Raw genomic sequence first — 13,382 nt, forward strand, 5'->3', positions numbered from 1 at the left:
TGTCAGAAAGTACGATTACGGTGCACTGTATAGAGTGCATCTTTTTTTATTTATTTTCCTATATCGAATCTTCTCTTTTTTTGTAAAAAAACAAGGAATATCGTCTGTGTGATTAGAATATTTAAAGGAAAGAAAAAATTAAATAATGTAGAGACAGAAATGTTAGAGGGGAGTCTATCATGAACGCTAGAAATGAAAAGACATTTGAATATCATCCTCAACTTAGAGAGGTTATCGCAAACGTAGAAAAAGTTATGGTAGGTAAGAAAAAGGTCACAGAGCTGACGCTTGTTTCGTTATTAGCAGGTGGACATGTTTTACTTGAAGACGTACCAGGAGTAGGGAAAACAATGATGGTGCGATCTATCGCTAAATCCCTGGGCCTAACCTTTAACCGCATCCAGTTCACACCAGATTTATTGCCGTCTGATATGACGGGAGTATCGATATATAACCAAAAAGATATGAGTTTTGAATTTAGGCCCGGTCCTCTTGTAGGAAACATCATTCTCGCTGATGAGATCAACCGTACATCACCGAAGACACAATCTGCACTTCTTGAATCCATGGAAGAAATGAGCATGACGGTTGATGGGCAGACGCACATATTGCCCGATCCGTTCTTAGTAATGGCCACACAAAATCCGATCGAATACGAAGGAACTTATCCGCTTCCAGAAGCACAGCTTGACCGCTTTTTAATGAAGTTGACGATGGGATATCCGACTCCAGAGGAAGAGTTTAACGTATTGAACGTGATCGGAAACGAACACCCGATCCACCTCCTTAAACCAGCCATCTCACCTGAAGAGATCTCAGAACTGAAAACAGCCGTAAAGAACATCTTTGTATCAGATTCAATCAAGCGATATATCGTCGACCTGATCAACCGTACACGTAATCATAAGTCCATTGCGCTAGGCGTCAGTCCGCGTGGGTCGCTCGCGTTATTAAAAGCAGCACAGGCTTTTGCATTGCTCATGAACCGTGATTTTGTAATCCCTGATGATGTGAAATACTTGGCGCCGTATGTTCTTGTACATCGTGTGCTATTAAAACCGGAAGCTCGTTTTGAAGGAGTTTCAGCTGAAGAAGTAATCAATGAGCTTTTGGCACGTGTGCCTGCACCTATTCATAAGGAACAGCATGCATAATGAAGGCGTTTCTTCATAAATTTCGGGAGCGGTATAAAACACCGATCGGGTTTTCAGGGATCATCTTTTTACTGCTTGTTACCTTCTCTTTTGCCATGTTTCAAGGAGGATTCGTAAGCTGGTTTCTGTTTTACAGTGTACTTCCGCTTGTCATTTATTCCATTACGATGGCTTTTTATCCGATACAACGGTTGAAGGTGGAGCGATATATCTCTAAAAACAAGTTGATGGCAGGCGAAGAAGTAGAAGTTACGATTGTCATCAAACGAAGAAGCAACTTTCCGCTCTTTTACGTTGTGTTAGAGGACGTGCTGCCAGAGGTGCTGCTTCGTGAAACGCGATATGAGGGCAATACGCATCAGATCCAGTCTCGGATTTTGCTGTTTCCGTTGTTCCGCAGGCATCTAGAATATTCATATACGATCAATCCTGCACCGCGTGGGTTATTTAAATTTGATCAGATTCAAATCAGTACAGGAGATATCTTTGGCTTTGTTTTAAAAAGCACGAGTGTCTCCGTTCAAGACCAGATCTTTGTGTACCCGCAATATCAAGATATCGAACGCTGGGAAGCAGGAAAGATGCTGCAATCTGGTATGAAAAAAGTCGGAAAGCGCTCTTTCACAGACTACACTTCAACCGTTAGTGTTCGTGATTATGTGGCTGGCGACCGTATGAACTGGCTGCACTGGAAAGCGAGTGCGAGGTCGAATAAGCTATTAACAAAAGTGTTCGAACAGCAGCGAAATGATGATTTTGTGATCGTGCTTGATCATTGTGAAAAGAGTTACGGCACGCAGGATTGGCTCTTTGAACGCGGCGTTTCACTTGCGGCATCCATCGTCCACTATGCGATCTCAAAAGGTGGTTCGATCGGCTATCATCCTTTATCCGGAAAAGAAATCCCGATGAATATAGGGGTTGAACAAGAGTGGCGGATTCTTCACGAACTGGCAAAAGTAAAATCAGACGTGAAGCTGCCGTTTGAAGAACGATTGAAACAAGAATACATGGCAGGCTTTATGGAAGGTAAAACGGCGCTTATCATTTCGCCGAATCTTTCTGAATACACGATGAAAACGCTCGAACTTATCGCATCGAGACAGCAAACGAACGTAATTTTCTTTTACCTAGCGCTTGATTCTAAACTAAAGAGTCAAGAACTTACGTATATCTCTCGAATCAGACAGTTCGGTGTGCCTGTAACACCGATGATAGGCTCTGACTTTAACGAATCGCTGAAGGCAGGTGGCACATATGCCTCAATCTAATCAGCAACAAGCGTCAACGCTACACGTCTTGGTTCTGTATGGCTTGGGCTTCCTTCTTTTATGGGAGTGGTTAAGACCGCTTAAAGAGCTTACGACGACAAACGATATCCAGATTTTTGTGATGTATACGCTCTTTTTGTTTATTGTAACGTATTTTCAGCTTCCGCTCTGGATATCTTTTCCGGTGAAATTAGGAGCAATGTTATATGCGCTTCATTCCCTTTACTTTTTTGATGTCTTCTTATCCTTTAAATGGATTCCATTCTTATTTGAAGACATTCAATACAATCTAGGGCTGTTTTCGGACCAGAACTGGGATGAGATGACGTCTCTTTCCAGGAGTCTGTTGTTCTTTATTTTACTTTGGCTCGTCAGTTATTTGATGCATTATTGGCTCGTCCAAACGCGAAAAATATTTTTGTTCTTCTTGATCACGGTGATCTACATTTCCATACTCGATACATTTACGGTGTATGATGGGAAATTTGCTATCATCCGTACCGTTTTCATCGGACTGATTTTGGTCGGTATCTTACGAATGATGAAGATAATTGAAACGCAAGGCTTTTCCCTTTTAAAAGGAAAGTTCCCTGTTCTTTGGGTGGCTCCACTATCTGGCGTCATCGCGGTATCGTCAGCTCTAGGCTATGTGGCACCAAAAGCATCCCCGATCTGGCCAGATCCTGTTCCGTTCATTCAGAATCTGTCTGGGAAAGGCGATGAAGAAGGTTTAGGGAAAGGTCCTGGTATCGCAAAGATTGGTTATGGAGAAAACGACAGCCAGCTTGGCGGACCATTCGAGTTCGACTATACGCCAATTTTCACCGCTTATGATAACGGCAGGCATTATTGGCGGATAGAAACAAAAGAATTCTACACCGGTAAAGGGTGGGAGAATGTAACTCCGACTCAGGCAATCGCTTTAGAAGCAAATAATCCTTCAGTGGATACCGATTACACGAGAATCTGGGTAGATGGATTAGAAATGAAAGACCATAAAGCACGCATTGAAGCGGAAAAAAGAAAAGAATACTCATTTTTAATGATTCCAGGAAAACTGACCAACATTCAAGCCGATCCGGATATCAGTTATCAGTTAGATGGTGTGAACGGCAAAATTTCTACCTTTCAAGGTGGAGAAGAAGAGAAGCTTTCTGAATATGAGATGGACTATCAGCTGCCTGTTATCAAAGAAGAGCAGCTAAAAGCTTCAACCAATCAATATCCTGAGGCAATAAGTGAAAATTACCTGCAGCTTCCTACTACTTTACCGGAAAGAGTAAAAAATTTAGCGCGAAACGTTACAGCAAACCAACCAACAATCTACGATAAAGTCAAAACAGTTGAAGGGTATTTTGCAAAGAACGCTTATGGCTATAACACGATCGAAGTTGCTGTTCCAAAGGGCGATGAAGATTACGTCGATCAGTTCCTGTTTAAAACGAAAAAAGGGTATTGCGACAACTTTTCAACGTCGATGGTTGTAATGCTTCGCTCAGTTGGCATACCTGCGCGCTGGGTAAAAGGTTTCACACCAGGAACCTTTGAGGCGCTTGGTGATGATGGCCTTCGCGAATATACTGTAACGAATGCAAATGCCCACTCTTGGGTAGAAGTGTATTTTTCAGGAATCGGATGGGTTCCGTTTGAGCCGACGCGCGGATTCGATAATCCATTCCAGCCTGAAGGCGAAGAAAAAGATTCAACACCAGAAGCACCTGTACCGACTCAACCGGACAAGCCTGAAAAAGAGGTAACGAAGGATGATAGTTCTGCTTCAGGAGAAAAAACAGGTTCAGATTCAATCCTGAAATCTGTTGGAACGTTAGCCGTAATTCTGTTAATCAGCCTTGTTGTGATCGCTGGACTCGCTTATCTGTTCCGCAGAAAATGGCTTCGTCAGTACACTATCTGGCGCTATAAACACAAAAAAGGCTCTGATAGCTTTGAGGAAGCATTCGAACGCTTGATGTGGCTATTAAAGGTATATGGCATAAAAAGAAGACCTGCTTTTACACTGAGAGAGTATGCTCTTTATGTTGACAGAGAGCTCGATTCAAAGGACATGAGAATCCTCGCGAAAGCCTATGAAGGCGTTCAATTCAGTCCGAAAAAGCAGGCAGATCTGTGGAATGATTTCCATAAAGAATTGTGGGAAAATTTAATTAAAAGAATCCGCCCTTGACCGCTATAACAGGCATTGTTAGAATGTCTTTAAGATTATAGTGTCAGATATTATTCTCCTTCGTATATCCTCGATAATAAGGTTCGAGAGTCTCTACCGGGTTGCCGAAAATGACCTGACTATGAAGGCAGGATTCTTTATAGCTACATTTTAAGGAATTCTGCCTTTGTTTTTGTATGTGGAAAACAAGGGTAGAATTCTTTTGTTTTATAAAGAAAGTGTAAAGATAGACAAGCTGACGGATACTATAGCTGATAATAATAGATGGGGTGAAGTACATGAGCGTAACGAATGATTTGCACGTAATGAGTGAAATGATCGTTGTGTTAGATTTCGGTGGACAATATAATCAGTTGATTGCACGTCGTATCCGTGACTTAGGAGTATACAGTGAATTACATCCGCACACGACTACGGCGGAAGATATAAAGAAAATGAATCCAAAAGGAATCATCTTCTCTGGTGGACCTAACTCTGTTTATGCAGAAGGAGCACCGGCTTGTGATCCAGCCATTTTTGATCTGGATATCCCAGTGCTTGGCATCTGTTATGGTATGCAGTTGATGAGCTACCACTTTGGAGGTAAAGTAGAGCGCGCGAGCCACCGTGAATACGGTAAAGCAGAGATCACTGTAACAAACATGAACAAGCTTTATGAAAATCTTCCAGAACAACAAGTGGTTTGGATGAGCCATAGCGACTTAGTTGTTGCACCACCAGAAGGTTTTGTAACGGACGCAACAAGTCTTTCTTGTCCTGTAGCGGCGATGAGTGATGTATCTCGTAAACTTTACGGCGTACAATTCCACCCAGAAGTTCGTCATTCCGAGTACGGTATCGAGTTTCTTGATAACTTCGTAAAATCTGTTTGTGAATGTGAAGGCAACTGGACGATGGAAAACTGGATCGAAGACGAAATTCAAAAGATCCGTGACGTTGTTGGCGACAAAAAAGTCATCTGCGCGATGTCAGGTGGCGTTGACTCATCTGTTGTTGCCGTACTTGTTCATAAAGCGATCGGTGACCAATTAACATGTATTTTCGTTGATCACGGACTTCTTCGTAAAGATGAAGCTGATCAAGTAATGAAAACGTTCAGCGAAGGATTCAACATCAACATCATCAAAGTCGATGCGAAAGACCGTTTCTTAAGCAAGCTTGAAGGTGTATCTGATCCTGAGAAGAAGCGTAAGATCATCGGTAACGAGTTCATCTACGTATTTGATGAAGAAGCGTCAAACCTACAAGGCATCGAATTCCTTGCACAAGGTACGCTTTACACTGATATCGTAGAGAGCGGTACAGCAACTGCACAAACGATCAAGTCTCACCATAACGTTGGCGGACTTCCTGAAGACATGCAGTTCAAATTGATTGAGCCACTTAACACACTCTTTAAAGATGAAGTGCGTAAAGTAGGTACAGAGCTTGGCATTCCTGAACACATCGTTTGGCGTCAGCCGTTCCCAGGCCCAGGTCTAGGAATCCGTGTACTTGGTGCGATTACAGAAGAAAAATTAGAGATCGTTCGTGAGTCTGATTTCATCCTTCGTGAAGAGATCGCAAAAGCAGGTTTAGAGCGTGAAGTGTGGCAATATTTCACAGTCCTACCTGACATCCGTAGTGTCGGTGTTATGGGTGACGCTCGTACGTACGATTACACGATCGGTATTCGTGCCGTAACGTCGATCGACGGAATGACTTCTGACTGGGCACGTATCCCTTGGGACGTATTAGAAAAGATCTCTACTCGTATCGTCAACGAAGTGGATCACATCAACCGCGTGGTGTACGATATTACGTCTAAGCCACCAGCAACAATCGAGTGGGAATAGGTTTGAAGGCGAAAACACGAACGATTATTGTAAAATAACATAAAATCATTCGTAAAAATGCTTGACGTACGACAAAGTTCGACCTATACTCAAGTAGTAATTAAAAATTAAATGTATTTCCTACGTATAAATTCGGGGATATGGCCCGAAAGTTTCTACCAGACTGCCGTAAATGGTCTGACTACGAAGGATTTTTGAAACATGGCGCACATGCTCTCTTTGCATAGCCCTCGTTTCATTAACTCTTACGTATTCAGACCCAAGGGCTTGTCCCTTGGGTCTTTTTGTTAGTTATTTTCTATAGATTGCTGCTAGTCGCAGAATTTTTATGAAGTTCATCTTTGAAAGTTGATTGTAGTGCAAGGTGCGAGACTCCTGCGGGACAGGCGTGCAGGTGAGACACTTATACGTGAAACGTACGAATGTTGCTCACCGCTTGCCCCGCGGAAAGCGAGCACCTGAAACGGAAATCAACCTCATCCAAAAGCGACTTGAAATAGCTATCGTTTTTATACGTAGACAGGGTATAGGGGGACATATAGATGGAAAAGTATTTCGGTTTCAAGGAGTTCAACACTTCTTACAAAAAAGAAGCAACAGCGGGATTAACAACGTTCCTTGCGATGGCTTACATTTTATTCGTTAACCCATCCGTATTAGGTGATGCTGGCATGGATAAAGGTGCCGTGTTCACGGCAACTGCACTTGCAGCGGCGCTTGGAACACTTTTCATGGGGATCGTAGCGAAGTATCCGATCGCACTTGCTCCAGGTATGGGACTTAACGCATTCTTCGCTTACTCAGTAGTCTTGGTCATGGATATCCCGTGGCAAACAGCACTTGCTGGCGTATTGATGTCTGGAATTATCTTTATTTTTATTACATTATTTAAAATTCGCGAAACGATCATAAACGCAATCCCGGAAGATCTTAAATTTGCTGCAGCGTCCGGTATCGGACTGTTCATAGCATTCATCGGATTGAAAAACGCAGGAATCGTCGCGCCAAGTAAAGCAACACTGGTTTCTCTTGGTGACTTAACACAAGGTCCAACACTTCTTGCCATCTTTGGTTTCATCATCACGATTTTAATGATGATCCGAAACGTTCGTGGAGGAATCTTCTACGGAATGGTAATCACAGCTGTAGTAGGTATCTTTACGGGCTTGATCAATAAGCCAGACCAAATTGTAGGGGCGATTCCAAGTCTTGCACCAACATTTGGACAAGCTTTCTCTCACTTTGATCAAATTTTCACCATAGATATGATGATCGTTGTTCTAACGTTCTTTATCGTTGATTTCTTTGATACTGCAGGAACATTGATGGCAGTTGCATCACAAGCAGGAATCATGAAAGACAACAAGCTGCCTCGTGCAGGTAAAGCTTTGCTTGCCGATTCATCAGCGATCGCAGTTGGTGCGATCCTTGGAACATCTTCAACAACAGCTTACATTGAATCAGCTTCCGGTGTAGCAGCGGGTGGACGTACAGGATTCACATCCGTTGTAACAGGTGGGTTGTTCTTATTAGCTCTTTTCTTCTCACCATTATTAGTTGTCGTAACACCATCTGTAACAGCACCAGCACTTATCATCGTCGGTGTGCTGATGGTATCCGTACTAAGTAAGATTAAGTGGGACCGTTTAGAAATCGCAGTACCAGCATTCTTAACGCTGATCGCAATGCCGCTCACATACAGCATCGCAACAGGTATCGCACTAGGATTCGTTATGTACCCACTAACAATGACAGTAAAAGGACGTTTCAAAGAAGTTCACCCGATCATGTGGGTTCTCTTCATCGTCTTTATCAGCTATTTCGTATTCTTAGTCGAATAGTGAAAAACTTTCGTAGGAATGTCCATTTTTGGGCATTCCTTTTTGTATGTGTTGGAAAACATATAAAAAAGATAGCCGATAACTTTAAGGAAGAGAGATGCAAAAAAAAAGTTTCTTCATTATAATAGTGTGCAGGATGAAGATTGAGGGAGAAGTGGGAAATGGAAGCAATGTGGAGCGTTTGGTTTTTTGTAGTAGGAGCCGTCTTAGCCTCGTTTGGTGGAGTGATCGGCTACCGTCTGCCAAAGGGAATGAAGGTAATAGGTGTAGAACGTTCACAATGTGACCATTGCGAAAGGCAATTAAAATGGTACGAGCTGTTTCCCGTCGTTTCGTTTCTAGCTGCGGGTGCAAAGTGTAAATCATGTAAGAAGCAGATCCCCCTTTTATATACGATTGTGGAACTGGCAACTGGAGCTCTTTATAGTTTTTCATACATAAAATACGGCTTCTCTATTGAATTGTTGTTAGCCTGTTCACTCGTATTGTTATGCGCCATCATTACCGTTTCCGATTTGTTGTACTTCATCATCTCGGACAAAGTACTGATCGTATTTTTCGTGTGGTTCTTGGCATTACAAGTGATCTTTGAACCTAGAGGCTGGGTAGACGCGGCAGTTGGAAGTCTTCTCGGATTCTTATTTTTGTTATTGTTAGCCATTCTCTCTAAAGGCGGAATCGGCGGCGGAGATATTAAGCTGATGGGCGTATTAGGACTCGTACTCGGGTTTCAAGGTGCATATCTGACACTAATGGTCGCATCCATCGTCGGGGTATTAGTCGCAATCGTAGGGTTAGTGACGAAGAAATATAACCGTAAGACCGCGATCCCGTTCGGTCCGTATTTAGCGGTAGGCGCGTTAGTAACGTTTTATTATAGTGAGGAGTTGTTGGGGTTGATTTTTTGACCCCGACTTTTTTATGTCGAAACTTTGATTTGGATTGAGCGTAAGTAGGGTATGAAAATTAGAGTAGTTTGAGGATTACGAATACATATAGAAGGGGATTAAGTTAGGAGGTATGGTGGCCAGTGTGGTTAATTATATTTTGGAATCTACTAGCGTTCATTTTAGCATTAATATTTGGAATAGGTTATTACAAAAAGAAAAAGAAAGAAAAAGTTAGTCAAATTAGAGCTGAACTCTGGGGGACAGCAGTCTTTATAGGAATTATGGTTTTTTTTAATGGATTATTTGTATATTCCAATTTTATTAATGACCGTAGAGAAAAAAATGCATTTAATGAAATGGAAGAAAAATATAAAGAAGAAGGAATTCCAGATCAAGAAACCTTCAAAAACTTAAAATTATCCATTAAAAGGTACAATCTAAGTAGTAAAAGATATTATGCAGTTTATGTCGCCAATTTTAATGAAAAAGCAACTTTTACTGGGAACATTCTTATAACAGTAAAAGATGATAACAAAAAAGTTGGGGAAATCAAAACTGAACAGATAACGCTCAAGCCAGGTGAGAAGAGGATGATTGATTCATACAAGGGACCTAAATATTCTGATAAGTACTCCTATAAATGGATTGGAGAACTAAAATAAATATTAAGGTAAGAATGTGTTTCGTTGAAAAGAAAGGAAGATGAAAGTGATCTTTAATTCTATGCATTTTTGGTTTAATATGGGGGCTTTGGCTTTGGGACTTATTTTAGCCATTAGCTCATTCGTTCACTATAAAAAGTTAGGTAGAACGAGAACAGGTGTTTATTGGGCAATTGGCTGTATAGCAACATGTTTACTAGCGATGAATGGAATTATGAAGGTTGCAGATGCAATGGATGAACATATGAAGAAAGAGGCCTTTGAATTACTTGATGAAAGATACGAAGACCGTGGAGACCCGAATAACGAGTCATATAAAAATTTAGAGCTCGTTGTGAACCCTGAAAAAATTAGAAGTTTTACGGCTTATAATTTCTATGTGGCGAATTTCAACAAGAAGTATACATACAAAGGAAAAATTCAAATCACGATTAGGAATAAGAAAGATAAGAAGATTTTCACACATGTTACGAAATCAATCACTATAAAACCTGGTGAAAAAAAGGAAATTAAAAATGCTAACTATGAAACTTGGCACCCAAACTACTCGTGGAGATGGTTAGGTGAGCTTAAGGAATAATAGTACGAAATTAAAACATCACTAACTTAAATATTTACTATCTAAATAGGAGGGGGGATGTGTATGAGTTTTCAATCTTTATATTTTTGGGGTAATATTGTTGGGGTATCTATAGGATTATTTGTAGCCATTAGCACATTTATTCATTATAGGAAGTTAAATCAAACTGGTAGAGCTATTCGTTGGTTTATTGGCTCTTTGACGGTCTGTTTAATTTTTGTGAATGGACTTATTAAGATTGTTGAAATTATGGATGACCATATGAGGAAAGAAGCTTTTGAATTGCTTGACGAAAGTTTTAAAGAACGTGGTGACCCAAATAACGAGTCTTATGATAACTTGGAAATTGTTGTAACTCCAGATAAACAGAGGAGTTCTACTTCATACAATATTTATGTGGCGAATTTTAACAAACAGTATTCATACAAGGGGAAAATTAAAATTACAATTAGGAACAAGAAAGACAAAAAGGTTTTTACTCATGTTACGGAAACGATTACTATAAAACCGGGTGAAAAAAAGGAAATAGAAAATACGCTTTATGATACTTGGCACCCAGGTTATTCGTGGAGATGGCTAGGGGAATTAAAGAAATAAAGCAGAAAGACCATCTAAACACAGTTTAGATGGTCTTTTTTGTATTTGAGTCTTTTTTCCCAGTAATTAAAGATTAGTCCAAAAGTATGAAAACCCTTTGGATACAGCTTTTTAGGTTTTAGATTGTCATTTTAGTGGAAATTAAAATTTAGCATTAATGGTTATTTATGTATTTTAGTTATGATTATATTCCTAGTATAGTTATTTTGTAGGGTTGTCGAAAAAAGTCGAAGATTGAAGGAGGATAGTAAGAAGGTTGTGGATAAGTCCTATAAACCTTTATGAGCCAAGGAATTAGAGGGGTTGACGCTCTTGGAAAATATGTGATAGTTTTGGCATAGAAAATTGGCGAGTTATAAAATTAAACCTAAAATTTTATCGAAATAGCAATTTAGAGAGAGAGGTCAAACACAAGAATGCTTGAGTCCAAAAGAAAAGCCATTATTTTTATTACCTTATCTGTGTTATTAGCTATCCTTGCTGGAGTTATGTTTCTCCAGAAAGTCAAAGCGCTTAATAACCAACTAGGTGATACAACCCCGGTATATGTAGCTAAGACTGAAATTATATCTCGTGAACTGATCAAGCCGAGCCAAGTTAAAACCATAGAAATTCCTAATAAATTTATTACGGATAAACATATTGTCGATAAACGAGAATTGGCTAATATGGTTTCAATCGTTCCATTATCCAAAAATGACATCATAACAACCAGCATGTTAAAAGAAGCTTCAAATGTACAAGATCAAAATAACAGACTAGTTACTATAGTTCCTTCTGAAAAAGTAAGCTTTGATCAAGAGCTGGAAATTTCCGATCGTGTGGATATTATCGTTTCACACAAATTTGAAGAAAAACCAAAAACAGAACTATTTATGAGTGATGTACTTGTTTCAATGGTAGCTAAGAAAGGCGAAAAGTTTCAAGGTGTACGTCTTGAAGTATCTGTAGAAGATGCAGCTAAACTTATCCATATGCAGAATTATGCTGACAGTGTTCGAATATTAAAAGCAAACGTGGGTAAATCTGAATCAACAGATAAAAAAGAGCAGCCAGAAGCACCAAAACCTGAGACTCCAGCACCAGCACCAAAAGCTCCAGAGAAAACACCACCTGCTGAACCTAAGCCAGCAGCAAAACCAGCTCCGGCGCCAGCACCAAAAAAAGAATAGCTTTATTCATCAGAAAAGTAACATGATCTGGAGGTTCATTAAATGAATACGCGTCAAAAAATTGTGGTCATTAGTGAAGATACACTACTAAAAGAGAACATTAGTAACTCTTTACTTGAATATGAAAAGGTAGAACATGTTTTGCCGTTCCAAATGGCGAAAGAGATAGATAGATTGGCACCTGATATTGCGATTGTGGCTAAACTGACGTTGGAACAGAGTGTTGAGATGGTTCAGAGCATACATTCTATCAATCCATCTGTGCAAATTATTTTTGTTTCAGATGTACCTGACTTTGAACTGTTACGAGAAGTTATAAGAGTAGGAGCAGTTGATTTCTTTGTCCTTCCAGAAGAACAGACTCTCATGCATGATTCATTAGAAAAGGTTTGCAAGGTCATCGAACAAAATAAGAAACAAGAAGGAAACGCACAAAGCTTTAAAAAAGGAAAAGGTACTATTATCTCTTTTTATAGCGGAAAAGGCGGTAGTGGAAAGACACTGTTATCCACATCTTTTGCACAAACTTTAAAACTAGATTCAACTGCACAAGTTTTATTTATAGATCTAAATCTTCAATATGGCGGAGCAGAAGCTTTTTTAGGATTGGATGAGAGTAGGTCAATAGTTGATTTAAAGCCTGTTATAGAAGAATTGAATGAGGGACATATCAAAAACGTTACTCAAAAAGAAAAGTTTTCATCATTAGAAGTATTGTTGAGTCCTTGTGACGCAGAATCAGCTGAAATGGTAGACACGGAGTTTATAACTAAACTACTAAGAACTTGTAGAAGAGCTTATGACTATGTAATTGTAGATCTCCCTGCTTATATGAATGAAGTGAACGTAACGGCATTAGAAGAATCAGACTTAATCTATTATGTTATGAATTTAGATACACCATCATTAAGAGTATACAAAAACACAGAAGAGCTATTTAATAGATTGAGTATTAATACAGAAAACCGACTATTCTTTGTTTTTAATCAGGTGGGCAAAGAGAACGAACTTACGATTAAAGATTTTAAGAGCCTTTTAACAAAACCAGTTGTGGCAGAGATTAATCGAGATCTTAAAGGGATACAAACTGCAATAAACAATAGCACTCCACTTAGAAAAGAGCCAAATGAAAAGAAAATCTCGGTTGCTGCTAAAGGCATTAAAAAATGGGTTGCTTCAACACTGAAGTAGAAAG

11 protein-coding genes and 2 riboswitches are annotated in these 13,382 nt (G+C 39.9%); all 11 genes read left to right on the top strand.

The annotated features are described in order from the left end of the window. Nucleotides 1-179 precede the first annotated feature (179 nt). The 11 genes from ACFS5O_RS02170 (at nt 180) to ACFS5O_RS02220 (ending at nt 13,378) form a co-directional block, all read left to right on the top strand. The gene (locus ACFS5O_RS02170; RefSeq protein WP_205724293.1) at nt 180-1,154 is read left to right on the top strand and encodes an AAA family ATPase; all 975 of its coding nucleotides are present in this window, start codon (nt 180-182) and stop codon (nt 1,152-1,154) included. After that, nucleotides 1,154-2,425, top strand: coding sequence for a DUF58 domain-containing protein (locus ACFS5O_RS02175; RefSeq protein ID WP_205724294.1), 1,272 nt, complete (start codon nt 1,154-1,156; stop codon nt 2,423-2,425). The genes ACFS5O_RS02170 and ACFS5O_RS02175 overlap by 1 nt, the downstream gene beginning before the upstream one ends. Beyond that, the gene (locus ACFS5O_RS02180; protein ID WP_205724295.1) at nt 2,412-4,610 is read left to right on the top strand and encodes a DUF4129 domain-containing transglutaminase family protein; all 2,199 of its coding nucleotides are present in this window, start codon (nt 2,412-2,414) and stop codon (nt 4,608-4,610) included. The genes ACFS5O_RS02175 and ACFS5O_RS02180 overlap by 14 nt, the downstream gene beginning before the upstream one ends. Before the next feature lie 40 nt (nt 4,611-4,650). Then, nucleotides 4,651-4,752, top strand: a riboswitch (purine riboswitch). Between the two features lie 136 nt (nt 4,753-4,888). Next, nucleotides 4,889-6,445 (top strand): glutamine-hydrolyzing GMP synthase, encoded by a 1,557-nt coding sequence (gene guaA / locus ACFS5O_RS02185; RefSeq protein ID WP_269819612.1) that lies wholly within the window; start codon nt 4,889-4,891, stop codon nt 6,443-6,445. 102 nt (nt 6,446-6,547) lie between these two features. Further along, nucleotides 6,548-6,649: riboswitch (purine riboswitch) on the top strand. Between the two features lie 338 nt (nt 6,650-6,987). Next, a complete protein-coding gene (locus ACFS5O_RS02190) occupies nt 6,988-8,286 on the top strand; it encodes an NCS2 family permease (protein ID WP_153236437.1) in 1,299 nt (432 codons plus the stop codon). A gap of 161 nt (nt 8,287-8,447) precedes the next feature. Continuing rightward, the gene (locus ACFS5O_RS02195; protein ID WP_205724296.1) at nt 8,448-9,194 is read left to right on the top strand and encodes a prepilin peptidase; all 747 of its coding nucleotides are present in this window, start codon (nt 8,448-8,450) and stop codon (nt 9,192-9,194) included. Nucleotides 9,195-9,316: 122 nt separating this feature from the next. Beyond that, entirely contained in the window at nt 9,317-9,838 is a 522-nt protein-coding gene (locus ACFS5O_RS02200) for a hypothetical protein (RefSeq protein WP_205724297.1), read from the top strand. Between the two features lie 94 nt (nt 9,839-9,932). Further along, nucleotides 9,933-10,418: a hypothetical protein gene (locus ACFS5O_RS02205; RefSeq protein ID WP_205724298.1), complete on the top strand. Its 486-nt coding sequence runs from the start codon at nt 9,933-9,935 to the stop codon at nt 10,416-10,418. Between the two features lie 63 nt (nt 10,419-10,481). Then, nucleotides 10,482-11,015, top strand: coding sequence for a hypothetical protein (locus ACFS5O_RS02210; protein WP_205724299.1), 534 nt, complete (start codon nt 10,482-10,484; stop codon nt 11,013-11,015). A 416-nt stretch (nt 11,016-11,431) separates the two neighbouring features. Next, the gene (gene cpaB / locus ACFS5O_RS02215; protein WP_205724300.1) at nt 11,432-12,187 is read left to right on the top strand and encodes a Flp pilus assembly protein CpaB; all 756 of its coding nucleotides are present in this window, start codon (nt 11,432-11,434) and stop codon (nt 12,185-12,187) included. Between the two features lie 42 nt (nt 12,188-12,229). Continuing rightward, nucleotides 12,230-13,378 carry an AAA family ATPase gene (locus ACFS5O_RS02220; protein WP_205724301.1) on the top strand — a complete coding sequence of 383 codons (1,149 nt, stop codon included), beginning with the start codon at nt 12,230-12,232 and terminating at the stop codon, nt 13,376-13,378. The last annotated feature ends 4 nt before the right edge of the window (nt 13,379-13,382 follow it).

Source organism: Fictibacillus nanhaiensis (assembly GCF_042686385.1).
In the GTDB taxonomy this organism is placed as follows: Bacteria; Bacillota; Bacilli; order Bacillales; family Fictibacillaceae; genus Fictibacillus; species Fictibacillus nanhaiensis.